Source organism: Nocardia aurantia, from assembly GCF_009604425.1.
In the GTDB taxonomy this organism is placed as follows: domain Bacteria; phylum Actinomycetota; class Actinomycetes; order Mycobacteriales; family Mycobacteriaceae; genus Nocardia; species Nocardia aurantia.
This window is the reverse complement of the sequence record NZ_WEGI01000010.1, coordinates 36,997-56,180: the sequence shown is the minus strand read 5'-3', so window position 1 is coordinate 56,180 and position 19,184 is coordinate 36,997. Positions and strand designations below refer to the sequence as shown.

Below are 19,184 nucleotides of genomic sequence, written 5' to 3'. Positions count from 1 at the left end.
GCACCGGCCCGTAGCGTCGAAACAGGCGCCGGGACAGCGGCGCCGACAACAGAAGAGAGACCCTCATGAGAGTCCGGTCCGATTGGCGCACAGCGCTCTTGGCGGCAATGCTCGCGCTGACCCCGGTGGCGGCGACGGTGTCGACGGCGACACCGGCCGCCGCTGCGACGGACACACCCACGATCGTGTTCGTGCACGGCGCGTTCGCCGATTCCAGCGGCTGGGACGCCACCATCGCCGATCTCCGCGATCGCGGCTATCACGCTGTCGCGGTGGACAATCCGCTGCGCGGCGTCGCCGGTGACGCGGACGCGGTCCGGGCCGCGTTGCGGGCGATCCCCGGACCGATCGTGCTGGTCGGCCACTCCTACGGCGGTGCGGTGATCACCAACGCCGCCCGTGGGGTGCCGAACGTGCGGGCCCTGGTGTACGTCGGCGCGTTCCTGCCCGACGAAGGCGAAAGCATCACCACCGCAGTGGATCCCCTCCGATTCCCGGGCGGGTTGCTCGGTCCGGCCACGATCGACATCCGCCCCCGGCCGGACACCGTCCCCGACGTGTACATCAAATCCGAGGACTTCGCGCGGGTGTTCGCCGCCGATGTGCCACCGGCGCAACAGCAGCGGATGGCCGCCACCCAGCACCCGCTGGCGCTGACCGCCCAACTGGACCCCTCCGGTCCCCCGGCCTGGCGGACGATCCCGTCCTGGGACCTGATCACTTTGGACGACAACGCGATTCCGCCCGCCGGTCAGGAATACCTGGCACAACGGGCGAACGCCCACGTCGAACGCGTGCACTCCTCCCACGCGGTCATGGTCGCCCATCCCGGCGCCGTCACCGCGATCGTCCTCGAGGCGACCGCCGCCGTCTCCGGATAACCCTCACTCCCAGCACCTTTCACCCGAGAACAGGAAACCCGATGAGCACGACGAAACCCCCGGTGGTATTCATCCACGGACTGTGGCTGCACCCCGACTCCTGGCAGCCGTGGATCGAGAGGTTCGCCGAGGCCGGCTACACCGCGATCGCGCCGGGCTGGCCCGGGGTGGCGGACACCGTCGCCGCCAGCCGCGAGAATCCCGGCGCCATAGCCGATCACGGCATCGATGCCGTCGACGCGCACTACACCGACATCATCGCCGGGCTGCCGGCCGCGCCGATCGTCATCGGGCATTCCTTCGGCGGCATGATCGCCCAGAAACTGCTCGGCGAGGACAAGGCCGTCGCGGCGATCGGCATCGACGCCGCGCAGATCAAAGGTGTTCTGCCGCTGCCGTTGTCGTCACTGCACGCGACACTGCCGGTGTTCCGCAATCCGGCCAACATCCACCGCGCGGTCGAACTGACCGAGGACCAGTTCCGGTATGCCTTCGGCAACGCCGTACCCGAGCCGGAATCCAAGGATCTGTTCGAGCGGTACACGATCCCCGCACCGGGGCGCCCGCTGTTCGAGGCCGCCGCCGCGAACTTCTCCCTGCACTCCCCGGCGAAGGTGAACACCGATCGGGACACCGGCGCGCCCCTGCTGCTGATCGCCGGCGGACAGGATCACACGGTGCCCGAGGTGATCACGAAGGCGACGCTGAAGCAGTACCGGCACACCGACGCCCCCACCGAACTCCTCGAATTCTCCGACCGGGGCCATTCCCTGACCGTCGACCACGGCTGGCCCGAGGTCGCCGACGCCTGCCTGACCTGGCTCGCCGGTATGGGATTCTGATCCACATGGACCTCGAACTCGAAGGCCGCGTCGCCATCGTCACCGGCGCCAGCCGCGGCATCGGGCTCGCCACCGTGCGCGCGCTGGCAGCGGCCGGCGCGCGCGTGGTCGCGGGCGCCCGCCGATTCGGCACCGACCTCGACGACCTCGCCGAAACCGGTGCCGTGCAACGGATCACGGTCGACCTCGGCACCGCCGACGGCCCCGCGACGCTGGTCGCCGCCGCCGGCGACCGCATCGACATCCTCGTCAACAACGTCGGCGGCGCGCCCCCGCGCACCGACGGATTCCTCTCCGTCACCGACGCGCAGTGGCAGCACACCCTGGAGTTGAACCTGCTCACCGCGGTGCGCACCACCCGTGCGGCGGTACCGGCCATGATCGCCGCCGGCGGCGGCAGCATCATCTCCGTCGGCTCGGTCAACGCGACCCTGCCCGAAGCCCTGGTGATCGACTACAGCGCCGCCAAGGCCGCCCTGATCGCCTTCTCCAAGGCCCTGTCCAAAGAGCTCGGCGCGCACGGGATCCGCGTCAACACCATCAGCCCCGGCCCGGTCGCGACCGATCTGTGGCTGGCCGCCGACGGCGTCGCCGCCACCGTCGGCAAAGCCTCCGGCACCGACCCCGGCGCCGTCGCCGCGGGCGCCGCGGCCTCCACCGTGACCGGACGCTTCTCCACCCCCGACGAAGTGGCCGCCCTGGCCCTCGTACTGGCCGGTGACCGCGCCGCGAACATCACCGGCGCCGACTTCCGCATCGACGGCGGCTACATCCCCACATGGTGACCGGCTTCCTCGAACAGATCGCCGGACCGCCGTAGCGTCGCCGGCGGGCAGCGGGACGCGGTCTCATTCCACGTCGCCCGGCGGCCGGTACACCAGCAGCGCCGCCGGGTCGATCCGCAATGTCGCCTGCTCACTGACCTCGGTGTACTCCCCGTCGAGCGAAAGCCGGAGCACCGGGTCGGCGGTGGCGAAATGCACACGCGGCGAGGTGTATTGCCGATAGGCCGGGCACCACCGCAGGGTGCGGGTGAGCATCGCGAACACCATCCAGGTCGCGGCGAACGGCGTCCCGGCCTCGACGATCCGGACGTCGAGCAGACCGTCGTCGAGGCGGCTGCGGTAGGCGGGCGCGAATCCGGCCGGATGGTAGCGGCCGTTGCCGAGAAATATCATCCAGACCAGCCGCGGAACCCCGTCGATGAGTACCGACTGGGGCTGACCCCGGCGGAGAACATGGAACATGCCCGCGAGCATCGCCGGCCACTTCCCGATCCGGCCTTCCCAGCGACCGCGGAAGGCGACCAGATCGGTGTAGAGCCCGAACGCGCAGGTGTTGAGGAACACCCGGCCGTCGACGCGCCCGACGTCGACCCGGACCGCGTGCCCCGCGCGCAACGCCGACAGCGCGTCGTCCACCGTGTGCACGCCGAGTTCGTGGGCGAAGTGGTTGAGCGTGCCCGCGGGCAACACCAGCAGCGGCACATCGGTGCCCGCCAGGTGCCGTGCGGCCGCGTTCACGGTCCCGTCGCCGCCCGCGACCGCGACGACCCGCGCCGAACCGGCCGCGCGCCGCAGCGCTTCCTCCATCTCGTCCCCGGGCAGCACGAGCACCTCGGCGTCGGGGAGTTCCGCCCGGATCACCTCGGACAGTTGCGGATTCGTGGTCCCGGCACCGTCGTTGATCAGAACGACGACCCCCGCCCCGGATACGGGCGCCGGCACATCCGCGTCACTCTCCGCCGCCGTCGCCCGGCCCGGCGGCCGCACCGGCCACCACAACCGCGTCAACAGACCGCAACCCGTTCCGACCGCCGCTCCCACGACCACGTCGGAGGGATAGTGCGCGCCGGAGACCACCCGGGACACCGCGACGGACGCGGCGAGCACGCCGACCGGAACCGCCACGGCCGCAGGCGCTTCCATCGCCACCGCGGTCGCGAACGCGGCGGCCGAGGCGGAGTGGCCGGACGGGAACGACGGTGTGATCGGCGGCCGCACCAGATGCCGCACCAGCGGGACGCCCGTGATCGGCGGGCGAGACCGGCGAAACACGTTCTTGAACACCAGGTTGGTCAGCGGGCTCGCGATCCCGATGGCCGCGGCGCCACGCAGCGCCGCCCGCCGCGTCCGCCGATCCTTCCGCACCGAGATACCGATCCCCACCACAAACCACAGCACACCGTGGTTGGCCCACCGGCCGAGGCCGGGCAACACCCGATCGAGTACCACCGATCGCCGCGCACCGACAGCGTCCAGCAGCCGCAGATCCGCCGCCGCGATACGCCCCCGCGTCCGCCGAAGCCCGGACCCGCCGGTCGATGCCCGCACCACCCATCCACCTACTCTCGCTCGCCGATCACCGCATTCCATCGTGGACCATGCACCGTCCAGCACACCCCGCCGGGTACGGCACAAGGTCATCGGAGCCACCCGCCGACCCGGTCAGGCCCGGGGCGCTCGGATCGAGTCACCGCATATTCTCGAGGTGCGTAATCCAGCTACCGCTTTCCCCGTGCCACTCTCCCGAACCGACCGTGAGATCCCTTCCACACCGGGCACACTGGATCCATGGAGCACACGCACGACATCGTGACGGAGCGCGCGAACGAGTCCGATGTCTGTCGGCGCGACGATTCGGTGGCGCCATTGCCTGCGGTGCTCCTCGTACACGGGCCGGTTCCGGCGCGCCACTGTCGACGTGATCGATGTTCCCGACGGCGAACACGGCTTCGATGCCCTTGTGCCGGAGTTGGATTCGTGTGAGCCGATCCTCACCGCGGTTACGGCTGTCGCGAAATACCTGGGGCTGTCCTAGCATGCGCGGCGCGGGTGTGCAGCCCCGATCACCCCGCTGGGGATATTCGGGTACCGAGGGAAGAGAGCATGTCATGAAGGGGATCGCAGGCGTCGTCATCGCGATCGCGACGCTGGCACTGACCACGGCGTGCCAGGACGGGACGACCACTCGGCAATCCGAAACAACGTCCACCACCCCCACCCCAGCCGCACCGGGGTTTACGCAGCCGGCCACCGGCGGACCGGTTTCCACACAGTCGGCGACCGGCGGGCAGGTCACCAAGCAGCCGGCCACCGGCGGGCAGGTTTCCACGCCGGCGGTCGTCGGCGTGCCTGCGACCGCGGGCAACGGCACATGCGTGGATCCGAAGTCGCCGGTGGTGACAGCCGCACTGGCCGAGATCGGACCGAGCGTCGCCGGCGCGACATTCGTTGCGTACCGGAGCACCGAAGCCCCCCTCGGCTCGTGCCCGGCACTGATGTGGGTGCTGGCCGACACCGAGGGCGGCACTGCAAGTTCACCGTGGCACGTCCTGCTGTTCGACCACGCGGGTTTCCTGGGCACCGCGACCCGGAAGTGGACCGCCTACACCTCGGTGGCCGGTTCGTCGGACCGCAGCGTCCAGATCGAATACCGCTGGCTCGGGCACGACGATCCCAGCTGCTGCCCCACGGGCGGACCGATGACCGTCACCCTCACCCTGGGCGCGGACGGTCACACCGTGACCCCGGACCGCGACATCCCCACGGAGGTCACCGACCCGCACTGACGCAACACCGGGTGCGCCCCACCGACCAGTCGATTCGCCGCCGTACGGAAGTCCCCGGCGCGCGAATTCCGATCACGCGGCGACGTCGTAGCCGCCCTTGACTCGCACCGATGGAGCGAGACGATGGAGTCATGAGCAACGCAGGGGACGACTCGCCCGGCGCCGCATCACAACGATTCGTACTCCGACTGACAGCAGCCGCCGTCGGACTGGTGGCGCTCCTGCTCGGGGCGATGGCGCCGTCCGCCGCTGGACCGTTTCCGTCCGGTAGCGCCTCCGGTACGCCACCACTGGTATCGCCGGGCCCCTCGGTGCCTCTACTGGCCCACTGCACCGCCCCGGGCACAATCGGGCATCCGGCCGACAGCCGAGTCGTCCATTGTGTACCGGTCGACCGCACCGACGCCTTCGTATGGTCGTTGAGTCGGCAACCCATGCCCCGCGATCCCAGCACCCGCCCGTATACCTGCGACAACGGCGATTGCCGCATGCCGGACGGTACCGAAGCGCCGGACTATCTCCGGTGCGGCCTCCTCTGCGACGAACCACCCACCAGCGGCGATGTTCAGAGCGGCCTGAACGACTGTCTCCTTTCCGGCACAACATTCGACGAGTGCGAAAGCCGCCTGTACGCCCGGCCACTCGGCCTGGACACCCGTCTGTACTGATGACCACTCCCCCTGTACCCTGAGTGCCCGGGTGCAGAACGGACGCTTCGGCAGAACGTCCACTGTCGACGGTGGAGGTTCCTGTGTCATTGCCCCAGAACAATTTTCGTCAGCCGATCGAGCAAGGCACGACCGCCTCCCGCCCTCGTTCCGGTCGCGGTGCGGCAGTGTTGTGGATCGCCGCGGGGGCATGGCTGACCGCGGTGCTGATGACCCTGCCCGCACCGCGATCGCCGGTCGCGACCGCCGGGGAAGCGATCCAGGCCCTCGCCCTCGTCATCGTGGCCGCCGTCTCCGCATGGACGGCATACCGAGCCCGGGGGCTCGTCGTCTTCGTGGCGATCGCGGCCGTCGTGAGTTTCCTCGCCGAGGCGTGCAGTATCGCCACCGGATTCCCCTTCGGGCACTACACACACCACACCGCCGGACCCGCACCCCTGGGCGTCCCCATCCCCGTCGTGGCCGGCTGGGTCGTCCTGGCCTGGCTGGCGTGGACGGTCGCCCGCGCGCTCACCCGCGGCGAATCCGGCGTGATCGAGACCCGGGACCGCTTCACCACGCCGCTCGTCGCGGCCTTCGTGCTCGGCGGATACGACTTCGTCCTGGACCCCGTGGCCGGCACGGTCCGCGGCCTGTATTCCTACGCGTCGCCGAGCGGCCAGTTCGGCGTGCCCCTGACCAATTTCCTGGGCTGGCTACTGACCGGCTGGGTGATCTGCCAGCTGTTCGCCCTGGTCGAACGACGCGTCCTCCCAGCACAATCGACGACCGTCCGTGCCGGTCTCCTGGTGCCGTGCCTCATCTGGCTGCTCAGCGCGTTCGTGCCATACGCCTCACGCCCGTACGCCCACGACGACATCGTGATTCGCGGCGACCGCCGGTTCGTCACGGAAGACATCTACCAAGCGTCCTTGGCGAGCGCGCTTTTCACGATGGTCCCCCTCGCCGGACTCGCCTTGCTCCGGCTGACCCGCAAACCCGCCGCCCGCTGAGGTGACGACGCCGCGGCCGAAAACCACCCGGACCCGATCCGTACCGACGTGCGGCACTACGATTCGGACATGTCTCGACGCTGGATGGCCTGGGCCGCATCATGTCTCGTCCTGGTCGCGGTGAGCGGGTGCGTCGGGGCCGTGGATCGGGCCGATTTCGAACAGCGGATGCGCGCCCGGGGCGGAGGATTGGTCAGCGAACTGCCCCGCGATGCGATCACGGCATTGCGAACCAGGTTGGGCGTGAACGACATCGACGCGAATGTACTGTTGCTGACCGCGCCGGACTCCCGGCAGTTCCGGCTGGTGGTGAACGAGCAGCCGCCACAGGTGACTCGATTCCTCGCCGGCCGAGAGGATCTGTCGTCCCGAGAACCGGTGCTGCACATACGTGTTCGTGATCCCCAGCGGTCCGAGCGGCTCGACGACTACTCGTACGCACTCGGTGCTCTCAGCGCGCCGCAGCCGGTCCGGGTGTCGGTGTTCGACGACCTCGACAGCGAGAACTTCCCCGTGACCGAGGTGTCCGGCCTGTCGCGGCTCGAGGCCGTCGTAGACACGGCACTGACCCGTAGCGGCCTGGACGACGCCGTGGTGAGCGTAATCCTGGTCAGCCGGTTCGGACAGGAGATACGAATGGTCGCCAACGTGGTCTCGCCCCGGTCGGAGATGATCGTGGAGTTCGATCGGACCGGCGCCTTTCTCCGCGTCCGGCAGGCCTGACCGATGGCCGGACTGCTGCGGACCTCACTCGCGACCGGGGTCGGGGTCGGTGCGATCAGCACCGTGATCCCGGTGTCGATCTGGCCCGGCGAAGCGAAATTGACTGCGCCACTTTTCTGTTCGCCGCCGTACCGCGAGCCGATCGTGGTGTCGGACACGACACACGATTCCGAGGGCACCTCGACGAACTACACGCTGTATTGCGTGAGCGACCGTGGCGCGGTCACCGACGCGGGATTCCTGTGCCCTTTCCTGGTGCTGCTGGCCGCCCATGTACTGGCCGTCACGGCAGTGGCCGCGGTCGCCGGGCTGAGATCACGGCACCGTGACCGGCGGCGGCCCGGCGATCGAGTCGACGACCCGCCGCCCGACGGCCACTTCGAATACTGATCGACCACGGCACACCGATCCGGGCCGGGCCGCTGCCACCGGACCCGGGGCCGGCGGCGTATGCTGGCTCGTTGCTCGGGCGATAGTGTCGAAGATCCAGTGGTCCCTTGTTGGTGAACGCGGGCCGGCCGTGGAAGGCGATACAGCGCGTCGGCGGCTCGCGTTCGGACGTGAGGAGCGCGTGATGGCGGGTTCGAAGCCGAACATCCTGGTGATCTGGGGCGACGATATCGGAATCAGCAATCTGAGCTGCTACAGCGAGGGCCTGATGGGGTATCGCACCCCGAATATCGACCGGCTCGCGGTGGAGGGAATGAAATTCACCGATTCCTACGGTGAGCAGTCCTGCACGGCCGGTCGCGCCTCGTTCATCACCGGGCAGAGCGTCTATCGCACCGGGATGAGCAAGGTCGGCGTACCGGGCGCGGATGTCGGGTTGTCCGAGCAGGATCCGACGATCGCGGAGTTGCTGAAACCCCTGGGCTACGCCACCGGGCAGTTCGGCAAAAACCACCTCGGCGACCTCAACAAATACCTGCCCACCACGCACGGATTCGACGAATTCTTCGGCAATCTGTATCACCTCAACGCCGAGGAAGAACCGGAACTGCCCGACTATCCCGATGCCCGCCGCTACCCGAAATTGCACGAACTCGCGCTGCCTCGCGGGGTCATCCGTTCGTGGGCGACCGAGCACGACACCGGCGAGGTGGACCCGCGCTACGGGCCGCACGGCAAGCAGCGCATCGAGGACACGGGCCCGCTGAACAAGCAGCGGATGCTCACCATCGACGACGAGATCACCGATGCGACAATCGATTTCATCACCAGGCAGCACCGGGCGGGCACACCGTTCTTCGTGTGGATGAACACCACCCACATGCACCTGCGGACCCACACCAAACCCGAGAGCCTCGGCCGGGCCGGGCGCTGGCAGTCGCCGTACCACGACACGATGGTCGACCACGACGAGAACGTCGGGCGGGTACTCGACGCGCTCGACACCCTCGGCCTCGCCGAGGACACCCTGGTCATCTACAGCACCGACAACGGTCCGCACGCCAACACCTGGCCCGATGCCGCCACCACCCCGTTCCGCAGCGAGAAGGACACCAACTGGGAGGGCGCCTTCCGGGTGCCGGAGATCATCCGGTGGCCGGGGCGGATCGCCGCCCGGACGGTGTCCAACGAGATCGTCCAGCACCACGATTGGCTGCCGACCCTGCTGGCCGCGGCCGGGGAGCCCGATATCATCGACAAGCTCGCCCACGGGCACACCGTCGGCGGGAAAACCTTCCGGGTCCACATCGACGGCTACAATCTGCTCCCCTATCTGACCGGCGAGGTCGAGCATTCCCCACGGCAGGGCATGATCTATTTCTCCGACGACGGCGACGTGCTCGGGATCCGGTTCGACAACTGGAAGATCGTGTTCATGGAACAACGCGCCCGGGGCACCCTGGAATTGTGGGCCGAGCCGTTCACCCCGTTGCGCCTGCCGAAGATCTTCAATCTGCGCACGGACCCGTTCGAGCGTGCCGACGTCACCTCCAACACCTACTGGGACTGGTTCCTCGACCACGACTACATCACCGCCTACGGCACCGCGATCTGCACCGAATTCCTCGACACCTTCAAACAATTCCCGCCCCGCCAGGAGCCCGCGACGTTCACCGTCGACCACGCGGTGAAAAAACTCAACGAATACCTGGCTCGCGACTGAACCCGGACATGCCCACCGCACTGACATCGTGGGCCGACGGTCCGGCCGAGTCCGCGATCGTCGCTTTCGTCGAGCGCGTCACCACACCCGGCGGGTCCGACTTCGTCGAGCCGGCGGACCGGGTGGCGGTGTTCGACAACGACGGCACGCTCTGGTGTGAGAAACCCATGCCCATCCAACTGGATTTCATCATCCAGCGCCTCGCCGACCTCGCCGCCGCCGATCCGGTCCTGCGCACCCGCCAGCCGTGGCAGGCCGCTGGCGAACACGACTTCGCGTGGTTCGGCGCGGCGATGGTCGAGCACTATCGGGGCGACGACACGAATCTGACCCTGCTGATGAACGCGGTGACCGCGGCCTTCGACACCCTCTCCGTCGAGGACTACCAGACCCGGGTGCTCGAATTCTTCGCGCACGCCGCCCATCCCACGCTGCACCGGCCCTATCGCGGCTGTGGTTACCGGCCCATGGTCGAACTGCTCGGCTACCTCGGCGACCGGGGTTTCACGACCTATATCGCCTCCGGCGGCGACCGGGATTTCATGCGCCCGATCGCCGGAACGCTCTACGGTGTACCGCCGGAGCGGATCATCGGCAGCGCCGTGGGCCTGACCTATCGCGACCGCGGCGAGGACAGCGATCTGGTGTACAAGGCGGCGATGGATTTCTTCGACGAAGGCCCCGAGAAACCGATCCGGATCTGGAGCAGAATCGGCCGCCGCCCCATCCTGGCGGTCGGAAACTCCAACGGCGACCTGCCGATGCTGTCGTACACGTCCGCCCAGCACCGCCCCACATTGCCGATCCTCGTCGCGCACGACGACACCGAACGCGAATTCGCCTACACCGCGGGTGCGGAAGAGGTGCTGGCCCGAGCCCAGCGTCTCGGATGGACCATGGTGAGCATGAAAAACGACTGGCTCGATATCTTCGCCCCCGCCTGACCCCGCCAGCGAAGGACACCCGTGGACACCGCGACCCGCACCGAAGTCCGGCAGATTCCCGCCCAGGTCTTCACCATGGGATCCGACCGGCACTATCCAGAAGAAGCTCCCGCCCGCCGCGTGGAACTCGACGCCTTCACCATCGAGACCACCCCGGTCACCAACGACCGGTACGCGCTGTTCGTCGCCGACACCGGCTACCGCACCATCGCCGAACGCCCCCTGGATCCCGCCGACTACCCCGGAGCCCCCGCGCAGAACCTGCAACCGGGCTCGCTGGTCTTCACACCCACCCCCGGTCCCGTCGATCTGCGCCACATCGACCAGTGGTGGACCTGGACCCCCGGCGCGTGCTGGAAACATCCCGAAGGACCCGGCTCCGCGCTCGACGGCCGCGGCGACCACCCGGTGGTCCACATCGCGTTCGAGGACGCGCAGGCCTACGCCCGGTGGGCGGGGCGGTCGCTACCGTCGGAGGCCCAATGGGAGGCGGCCGCGCGCGGAGGACTCGACGGAGCCGAATACGTCTGGGGCGACGCCCCCGAACGCGCCGGACAGCGACTGGCGAACTACTGGCACGGCAGGTTCCCGTGGCGAGCGGACCCCGGATACGGCCGGACGACCGCCCCAGGCTCGTTCTCCCCCAACGCCTATGGCCTCTACGACATGGCCGGAAACGTCTGGGAGTGGACCACCGACTGGTACACCGACCGCCACGATCCACCGCCCTCCTGCTGCGCCCCCCGTAACCCGCACGGCCCCAGCATGTCCGACAGCTTCGACGACAGCCAACCCCGATTCCGCATCCCCCGCAAGGTGATCAAGGGCGGCTCCCATCTCTGCGCCGACAGCTACTGCCGCCGCTACCGCCCCGCCGCGCGCCGTCCGCAGATGATCGATACGGGCATGAGCCACATCGGATTCCGGTGCCTCGGCGAACCATCGGCACACTGAACGACCCGGCGACAACGACGAGCGGCCGGACCCGAAGCCGGCCGGACACGGAATCGAGGAGATGTCCGAGTGCAGCAGATGATGTCAATCGCGGTCCCCGAGATCGGCTTCGGCCACATGGTGTTCACCGGGGAGCACCGCGTCTTCGACCTCATCGCCGCCACGACGAACGCGTTGAACGGCGCACTGCTGGCACGCCGCCCCGACCATTTCCGCAATTTCACCGTATCCGGAATCCTGCTGATGGCCGTCATCGGCGGCATCGGTGGCGGAGTGGCCCGCGACGTCCTGCTCAGCGAGATCCCGGTGGCACTGCTCAATCCGGCGTTCATCGTCCTGTCGCTCGCCGCGGGCACGCTGGGATATCTACTCAGCTACGCGAAAGGTCAATTGTTCCGGGAAGGTCTGTTCCAGTTCGTGACCTCCACCGCCCTGCCGTGGTACGCCATCGTCGGCGTGCAGAAGGCCACCGAGCACCACGTACCGATATTGGGCGCGGTGGCGGTAGGAGTAGTCGGCCCGACAGCGGGCCGCTACATCATCGACCTCACCTGCGGCGTGACCCCGAAACAATTCATTCAAGGCGAACTGTTCGTCACCACCACCGTGGTCACCTCCGTGACGTGGCTCATCATCGACGCCACCGGCCTCGCCACCCTCTGGTGCACCCTCATCGCCTTCGCAGTCGGATTCACCCTCCGAGTGACGGCACTGTACCGAGGCTGGGAAGAACCCCTCGCCGCCGAACCCCTGGGCGTATACATCCACCGCGAATCCAGACCCTTACTGGGCCGAAAACTCGCAGGCAAATCCCACTCGGAAATCCGCTCCCTCGGCCTCGACCCCACCACCCCGCCACCCCGATGACCGCCGATGGACGACCCGACAACTCGACATCGGCCGGCCCCGGCGGCTCGGGGACGACGGCGTGGACCGCTCGGCACACCAGCGGATTTCGGAAATGAAAAAGCAGGCCAGACCGGCCGAAACCAGTGCTGACCTGCCATTTCCTTCAGTGCGCGATACTGGGATTGAACCAGTGACCTCTTCCGTGTCAGGGAAGCGCTCTCCCGCTGAGCTAATCGCGCGTGGTTCGCCTTTTTTAGAGGCGGCGACGGGAATCGAACCCGTGTGCACGGCTTTGCAGGCCGTTGCCTCACCACTCGGCCACACCGCCAACCAGGGCCGGGTTGGCCTTCGAGCGGATGACGGGATTCGAACCCGCGACCCTCACCTTGGCAAGGTGATGCGCTACCAACTGCGCTACATCCGCACATCGCGCTCCCCGCGACCCGGCTTCCGGCGGCTCTTTTCGTGCCATCCGGCTGCGAGAGAGAACATTAGCCCACCCCACACGCAAGCAACAAATCGCCTGGTGAGAGGGGGTAAATCGGAATTACAACCATGTCGTTCAGCAGCTCGGAACCACCTTCCACACCCACCCCACCCGCCACCCCCCTTACGGCACACGAACCACCAGGTCGAGACGCGATTTGGTACGACAGGGGTAGAGCGTGTTAATGTTCCATCTCGTTCGGAGCGGCAACCAAAGCCCACTTCAGAACACCCGCACGGTCTCATAGCTCAGCGGGAGAGCGCTCGCCTCACACGCGAGAGGTCGCTGGTTCGATCCCAGCTGGGACCACCGCAAGAGCCTTATTCGAACCAGCGCCCGTTCGCTTGTGCGGATGAGGCCTTCTTTTTTGTCCGATTCCGGACGCGCCGGACCGGCAGGTCCGAGCGGCGCGATGGAGGTCGGCGAAGATCGGAGTCCGGTCCGCCGCGACACGTGGAGTCGTCGTCGTGTCATCCCGATCGTCGATGTAGAGGCGCTCGTAGAACGTCTCGTTGAGCAGCCGGCGAGTTTCCGGGCCCGCGTCCCGGTAGAGGGCATACGGGTCGGCGATGAGATCGATCGCTTGCCGCAGCACATTCACCCCGAGTGCCAGTTGCTCCGACGTGTCGACGAGTCCGGCCTGGATCCGCTTGCGCTGGTTTTCGAGCTCGAGCAGTTTCGCCCGGACCTTGTCCTTCGGAATGGTCCCGTCGGCGACCAGGTCGATCAGCCGGCTTTCCTTGCTTGCCAGCTCTTTCAGCTGCCGGTTCAGATTGCTGTGCATCTCCCGCACATTGGCCTGCTCGTCATCGAGGACCCCGGTCAGCAACGCCCGGGTCTCGGTGACGAAATCGGCCGGCAGTTGCAGCGCACGGTAGTGCTCGACGATCGCGTCCTCGACCATCTCCACCGGCAGGCTCGGCAGGTCGCACAGCTCGGCTTGGGAACGGCGGCAGACGAAATAGGCGTAGCGGGTGCCGTTGCGGCCGGTGGTCTTGCTGTAGACCAGCCGGGAGGTCTCCCCGTTGTCGCGGCACCGTGTGCAGAACAGGCCACCCTTGAGATAGTGGTTGTGAACTCGGTCACGACTCCCGTTCGCGCTGCGATGCCGAAGAACCTCCTGCACACGCTCGAACAGATCGTGACCGATCAGCGGTTCGTGACGCCCCGGGTAGGTCTCTCCCTTCCACTCGACATACCCGACGTAGTACGGATCGCTGAGCATGGTGTGCAGAGTCCCCGCCGACACCGGCCGAGCGACCGGATGGCGACCACTGGGCCGGCTGGTGAGACCGAGATCGGCCATCGTCGCCTCGAGATCCTCGATCGTGTAATCCCCGGTGGCGTACAGCTCCCACGCCCGCACGACCAGCGGGCCGCGTTCCGGGTCGATCCTGATCGTGTTCACCTGGCGACCCTCGATGTCCACTCGGGCGTTGATGTATCCGATCTTCGCCCGGCCACACGTGCCACCGTTCATGGCCTTGTGCAACATCTTGGTGCTGATGTCCTGACCGGACAACCGGTTCTGGGTGTCGTTAAAGATATCGGTGATCGCCGCCATCATGTCGGCATAGATGCCCTGACCGAAGTCCTCTTTCGCCGAAATCAGTTGCACGCCCATGAGATCGAGCTGCCGCTTGGTGATCGCAGCATCGATGTAGTTACGGAACGCACGCGACCGCATATAGACGATCACATACCTGACCTCCGGATGCTCACGGAGATAGTCCAGCATCTGCTGGAATGCCGGGCGCTTCTCGATCGACTGACCGGACACGCCGGGTTCGACGAACTCCTTCACGATATTCGCCGGCAACGTGTGGGCGCGCTTCTCGATGGTCTCGCGCTGCGTCGCAATCGAGTTGCCGTCCGGATCGATGTCGATAGCCGTATTCAACTGCTTCTTGTCCGAAACACGCAGGTATGCAACTGCGGGCTCGGGAAGTCCACTACTTTTCACGGAGCCTCCTCGCGAGTCGACGATTCCTTCGCCAGCGCAATGACAGCCCGGCTCAGCCTCCGAAGGTCCAGAGGCTCGCGGGTATCGCTCTCCACCGTCACATGATGCTCACGGGATTCGCCTACCTGCAGACGTTGACGGTTACCCATACGAAAGAGCCCGATGGAGTCCGAGAGCGATGTCGATCCGAAAGTCATTGGCACTGGGCGGCATCCAACCTCCTCGATCTCCCGGCAAGACGCAAGCACCGATTGCTTGCTGAAAATTAGCTACACGGCTGGAAGGGATTGCCGACGCGCCCTCAGGACGGTGCGATGCTCGATGGCTCGGCATCAGCCCCACTGCTCGACGTTCGTCGGCACTCTGCACACTCCGAGACTGCGACCGGTGGTACCGGCAGTTCCGTGGTGATATCGATGAGCGCCTGCGGTCGATCGCCGCAGTAGATGAGGCGCCATTGTCCGTGAAGTTCTATCCAGTCGGCATTCGCGTCGAAACGAATGCGAGCGCGAGTCGAGGCTGTGGGCGCCACCGGATCGCAGGCACGGGCGAGTAGGTCGATGAGAGTATCGGTGATGGTTCGAGTATCCGCGGGGTGAATCTCCGGACGGTGATGGGACCAACCAGCTTGTGGATCGTCTGCGTTGGTAAGCCATTGATGGACGATGCCGCTCCGCAGATCGGCGACAGCCATGGCATGTCCCTCGGGTATCGGAAGGTTCCGTACGGTCGCAGCGTCGGAACTGGGTGTGGGCGGCGGGAGGATTTCGGTGATGTCGTAGCCGATCGAACGGACGGTGCGATAAGGGTGCCGGCCGAAAGCTCGCGCGGCGATGTAGATATGGCGACGCGTGTGGTCTGCTCGGGTGACGGTGGCGAATCCGATCCACTCGTCCTGGGGCGCGATGAGGTCGAAGAGCGAGAGGAATCCGGCGCGATCGTCCAAGCGATCGACTTTGGACAGCAGCCCGGGGATTGTCCAGAGACCGGTGGAATCCGCCGAATTGCCGAGGAGTTCGCGCGCCGCGGGCGTGCTGTAGCCGACGCCTGTTTGCGTCCACTCGACCACTCCGACGATCGGGCACGATGGCACCTCTTCGTCCGCTGTGCCGGCCCATAGGGCGACCGCATAGACATCTCCGGACGGAGCGAACACGGGATGCGCGACGATTTGCAGCGGTCGGCCGTCCGACAGCGGGGTCTGCTCGCTGTACGAACGGCGGCTGCGAACAACCTGGATAATCAGACTCGGAACCAGGCGGCCGACATTGGGTACGCAGCCGATGGTGAGGCGGTTCGGTTTGGTGAAGTGCCGCGGGTATGGACCGTCGAAGATCAACCTGTATTCGCCGGAGCTGTCGAAGGTTTCGACGATCGCCCAGCGCAGTCGAGGTTCCGGCAGCGCCTTGTGACCGGTCGATTTCGGCAGGCGCGGCCCCCGGTGCGGTTGGTTGTCGGACCGCGCTGCCAACGAGGCTGGGGTCTGATGGATGGGTGCGCTCATTTCGGGTTCCTCTCGGCGGCAGGTGTGTTGACGCCATGGGCTGATGCCACTGGCGTGAACGCGCCGCCAAGCACGGTCCACGTGATACCGACCGCCGCCGGACCCGCTCATTCGAGACGGGGTTTGCGCATATCGGATCATATACACGAATCGAGCGAAGGCAAGTATCAGTTGTCCATCGTGAATTTGACGAGTCCGGCAGTGGTCTCCTGGTCGACGGCGACCAGGAAGGCCTGGGCAATGATCGGAATCCACGAGCCATCGACGCCCCGGATTCGCAAGCGGCCGCTCGTGCTGGAACGCGCCAGCCCTTTTGCCATGTCGATCATTTTTCGCCGGTCCTCGGGATGGACTTCGGGCCGAGGCTCGCCGTCGCGGCATCGCCACGCCACGCGGTCCGGGATCGAAGATCCCCGTACCCATCGAATGAGTTGCAGGTTCTGCAGGTTCAACACGGCGTGGTATTCGTTTGCCGGGATCTGCGCTTCCATGACCCGATGTTCGAGCAGGATCAGGGGTTCCGGCTCGCCGGTCGGTCCGGCGGCGATCTCCTGACTGACGCCTCGTGCCAGCCGGTGAGGTTGGCCGTCGATGAGCTCTTCGTAGATGCGGCACGAGAAGTACGAGCGGAAACTCGAGCCATCGGCAAGTTTGACCGTCCAGATGCCCTGGTGGACGGTGCCCGGCACAGCGGTGATGATCTTCTTGATCGCGGCGAGTTCCCCTAGATCGGTGTGGACCTGCGCGAACATGTCGGCGATGGACCGGCGATAGCGACCGTTCTCGCCGCTGATGCCAGCCATCACAGCCCATTCCGCCCCGGACACGGACGTCATAGTGGTCAGGTCGAAGTACCAGGCGCCCGCTCGGGGCCGAGGCGGCGGAGTTTGGTTGGCAGTGCCCAGCCAAACCTGCACGCTGTGCAGCCGGCCTTCCACGATATGGGGGTACGCCTCCACGGATCGTCCGCCGTCACCGAGGGACAGGGGCTGTCCGGATGCGGCTACCGCAGAGATGACCTGGCGAATTCTGGGCGCGGCGCCTTTCACAACTTTCCCGATCGGGAGGAACTCCTTCGGACGAATGCCCCACGCGACGATGTTGTAGTTACCGTCCAGTTCCCCGAGGGTCTCGATGAGAAGCCAATCGGGTGCTTGCGCATGATCACGCTGCCGTAAGATTACCTCGCCCATACTGTTATCTTGCGTGCTCACCTTCCACGGATCGCTGAACCAGGGGTAACAATGCCGACGGAAACCGTGATCTTCGGTGACAAGTACTTTCGGGACCCGCACGGCTTCTACCGGGATGTGCACGCCGGAGGATCCCTGCACCGGTTCACGACGCCGTCCGGAGTACACGGTTGGTTGATCACCGGCGACCAATTGGCACGGAACGTGCTGACCGATCCGCGGATCGGGAAAGGCCGCGACACCATGCTCGGGGTGACCACCGCCGACGAGCACCGGGTCGGGCTACGCTCCCGCGCACGGAGGTACGGCACCGAGTGGGTGGTCACGCACATGCTCGGCAGCGACCCGCCGGACCACACTCGGCTGCGGGCAGCTGTCGCCGATCACTTCACGCCGAAGGCAGTCACGGCGCTGACCCCGCGCATCCAGGCACTCACCGACGAGTTGCTGGACAAGATCGATCCGTCGACACCTATCGACCTCGCCACGACACTGGCCGGCCCGCTGCCGGTGGCGATCATCTGCCACATCACGGGCATCCCTGCCTCCCACCGACTGCGCATCGAGCGGTCCTCGCAGGTTCTGTCCGATGTCACGGTCGCGAATTCATCCGAATTGCGTACGGCGGGTTTAGATTTCACGCGGCTCATCCTTCCGCGCCTCATTGCCCGACGGTGGCGGCCCCGTGGTGACCTGATGTCCACTCTCGGTGCCGGGATGGCCACCGGCGAGGTCGACCTCAAGGAAGCGCTTTCGACCGTGGCACTGCTCCTGATCGCCGGGCACGAAACGACCTCCAATCTGATCCTCGGCACCCTGCTGGCCCTGCTACGCGATCGGAACGAATTCGACCGAGCTCGCGCCGAGCCCGAGCACCTGGCCTCGGTGATCAACGAGACCTTGCGCACCGACCCTCCGCTGCCGGTGACGACGCTGCGCCAGGCGCACACCGATGTCGATGTGGACGGCCAGCGTATCCGTCGCGGCGAGCTACTCCTGGTATCCCTACTGGCCGCGAACCATGATCCGGAGACCGTCAACGACCCGCACGTTTTCGATCCGGACCGAACCGTTCGGCACATGTCCTTCGGAGTCGGTGTTCACCATTGCCTGGGTGCACGCCTGGCGAAGGTCGAGGCGACCATCGCGGTAGCGGAACTGATCCAGCGGCATCCTCGCCTGCAACTGGCCGTCCCGATCGAGGAACTGCGGTGGCGACGCAGCGTGTTCTTCCGCCGGCTCGAATGCTTGCCCGTGACATTCTGATCCGCGGCACGACCGTCCGTACACCCGAATTTTCCCTTGTTGGATATGGGATGTTCGGAGCGTAGTTGCGATGGGTCGTGCCGTGCGATAAATTCATGGTCCGCCCATCTCTTCGGGCGCTTCCCGGCACCCGCTGGCGGAACCGGATGACAGGCCGCAAGGCGGCCATCGATACCAAACCTCCCACGGAATTTCCCGCGCCAGCCGGAAATTCGATGCAAGCCGAACGAGGGT

Annotated in this window: 16 protein-coding genes and 4 tRNA genes; 13 read left to right on the top strand and 7 right to left on the bottom strand. The window is 66.6% G+C overall.

The genetic code is table 11. The features are described 5' to 3' along the window. The first annotated feature begins 65 nt into the window (after window positions 1-65). The 3 genes from NRB56_RS22505 to NRB56_RS22495 are packed head-to-tail and all read left to right on the top strand — an operon-like array spanning window position 66 to window position 2,508. Complete coding sequence (locus NRB56_RS22505) at window positions 66-881, top strand: alpha/beta fold hydrolase (RefSeq protein WP_227838213.1); 816 nt, start codon at window positions 66-68, stop codon at window positions 879-881. A 41-nt stretch (window positions 882-922) separates the two neighbouring features. After that, the gene (locus tag NRB56_RS22500) at window positions 923-1,723 is read left to right on the top strand and encodes an alpha/beta hydrolase (protein WP_153345391.1); all 801 of its coding nucleotides are present in this window, start codon (window positions 923-925) and stop codon (window positions 1,721-1,723) included. A 5-nt stretch (window positions 1,724-1,728) separates the two neighbouring features. Beyond that, the gene (locus NRB56_RS22495) at window positions 1,729-2,508 is read left to right on the top strand and encodes an SDR family NAD(P)-dependent oxidoreductase (RefSeq protein WP_153345389.1); all 780 of its coding nucleotides are present in this window, start codon (window positions 1,729-1,731) and stop codon (window positions 2,506-2,508) included. Window positions 2,509-2,571: 63 nt separating this feature from the next. Here the strand turns inward: NRB56_RS22495 and NRB56_RS22490 are convergent, their stop codons facing one another. Further along, window positions 2,572-4,059, bottom strand: coding sequence for a bifunctional phosphatase PAP2/diacylglycerol kinase family protein (locus NRB56_RS22490; protein ID WP_319943361.1), 1,488 nt, complete (start codon window positions 4,057-4,059; stop codon window positions 2,572-2,574). A gap of 557 nt (window positions 4,060-4,616) precedes the next feature. On the opposite strand from NRB56_RS22490, the gene NRB56_RS22485 reads away from it, so the two are divergent. From NRB56_RS22485 to NRB56_RS22450, 8 genes are all read left to right on the top strand, one after another. Then, entirely contained in the window at window positions 4,617-5,294 is a 678-nt protein-coding gene (locus NRB56_RS22485) for an LppP/LprE family lipoprotein (protein WP_153345387.1), read from the top strand. An 835-nt stretch (window positions 5,295-6,129) separates the two neighbouring features. After that, the gene (locus NRB56_RS22480) at window positions 6,130-6,954 is read left to right on the top strand and encodes a carotenoid biosynthesis protein (protein ID WP_153345385.1); all 825 of its coding nucleotides are present in this window, start codon (window positions 6,130-6,132) and stop codon (window positions 6,952-6,954) included. Window positions 6,955-7,023: 69 nt separating this feature from the next. Then, entirely contained in the window at window positions 7,024-7,677 is a 654-nt protein-coding gene (locus NRB56_RS22475) for a hypothetical protein (protein WP_153345383.1), read from the top strand. 3 nt (window positions 7,678-7,680) lie between these two features. Further along, the gene (locus tag NRB56_RS22470; protein WP_153345381.1) at window positions 7,681-8,067 is read left to right on the top strand and encodes a hypothetical protein; all 387 of its coding nucleotides are present in this window, start codon (window positions 7,681-7,683) and stop codon (window positions 8,065-8,067) included. Between the two features lie 184 nt (window positions 8,068-8,251). Beyond that, entirely contained in the window at window positions 8,252-9,790 is a 1,539-nt protein-coding gene (locus NRB56_RS22465) for an arylsulfatase (protein WP_153345379.1), read from the top strand. 8 nt (window positions 9,791-9,798) lie between these two features. Then, on the top strand, window positions 9,799-10,734 hold the full coding sequence (locus tag NRB56_RS22460) for an HAD family hydrolase (RefSeq protein ID WP_153345377.1): 936 nt from the start codon (window positions 9,799-9,801) through the stop codon (window positions 10,732-10,734). Between the two features lie 21 nt (window positions 10,735-10,755). Further along, window positions 10,756-11,688 (top strand): formylglycine-generating enzyme family protein, encoded by a 933-nt coding sequence (locus NRB56_RS22455; protein WP_319943360.1) that lies wholly within the window; start codon window positions 10,756-10,758, stop codon window positions 11,686-11,688. A 78-nt stretch (window positions 11,689-11,766) separates the two neighbouring features. Further along, complete coding sequence (locus NRB56_RS22450; RefSeq protein WP_227838211.1) at window positions 11,767-12,555, top strand: trimeric intracellular cation channel family protein; 789 nt, start codon at window positions 11,767-11,769, stop codon at window positions 12,553-12,555. 149 nt (window positions 12,556-12,704) lie between these two features. Here the strand turns inward: NRB56_RS22450 and NRB56_RS22445 are convergent. The 3 genes from NRB56_RS22445 to NRB56_RS22435 all read right to left on the bottom strand — a co-directional run bounded on the left by NRB56_RS22445 (window position 12,705) and on the right by NRB56_RS22435 (window position 12,961). Next, window positions 12,705-12,776: transfer RNA gene (locus NRB56_RS22445), tRNA-Val, on the bottom strand. 18 nt (window positions 12,777-12,794) lie between these two features. Continuing rightward, window positions 12,795-12,865, bottom strand: a tRNA-Cys gene (locus NRB56_RS22440). Window positions 12,866-12,888: 23 nt separating this feature from the next. Then, window positions 12,889-12,961, bottom strand: a tRNA-Gly gene (locus tag NRB56_RS22435). A gap of 300 nt (window positions 12,962-13,261) precedes the next feature. On the opposite strand from NRB56_RS22435, the gene NRB56_RS22430 reads away from it, so the two are divergent. After that, window positions 13,262-13,333 (top strand) — tRNA-Val (locus tag NRB56_RS22430). On the opposite strand, the gene NRB56_RS40540 is transcribed toward NRB56_RS22430, so the two are convergent. From NRB56_RS40540 to NRB56_RS22415, 3 genes are all read right to left on the bottom strand, one after another. Continuing rightward, window positions 13,293-14,987, bottom strand: coding sequence for a recombinase family protein (locus tag NRB56_RS40540; protein ID WP_406603522.1), 1,695 nt, complete (start codon window positions 14,985-14,987; stop codon window positions 13,293-13,295). The two genes, NRB56_RS22430 and NRB56_RS40540, sit on opposite strands and share 41 nt — an antisense overlap. A 301-nt stretch (window positions 14,988-15,288) precedes the next feature. Next, complete coding sequence (locus tag NRB56_RS22420; RefSeq protein WP_153345375.1) at window positions 15,289-16,491, bottom strand: GAF domain-containing protein; 1,203 nt, start codon at window positions 16,489-16,491, stop codon at window positions 15,289-15,291. 167 nt (window positions 16,492-16,658) lie between these two features. Beyond that, window positions 16,659-17,684, bottom strand: a complete 1,026-nt coding sequence (locus tag NRB56_RS22415; RefSeq protein WP_153345373.1) for a GAF domain-containing protein — start codon at window positions 17,682-17,684, stop codon at window positions 16,659-16,661. A gap of 51 nt (window positions 17,685-17,735) precedes the next feature. Between NRB56_RS22415 and NRB56_RS22410 the strand changes: the two genes are divergently transcribed. After that, entirely contained in the window at window positions 17,736-18,950 is a 1,215-nt protein-coding gene (locus tag NRB56_RS22410; protein WP_153345371.1) for a cytochrome P450, read from the top strand. Window positions 18,951-19,184 lie beyond the last annotated feature (234 nt).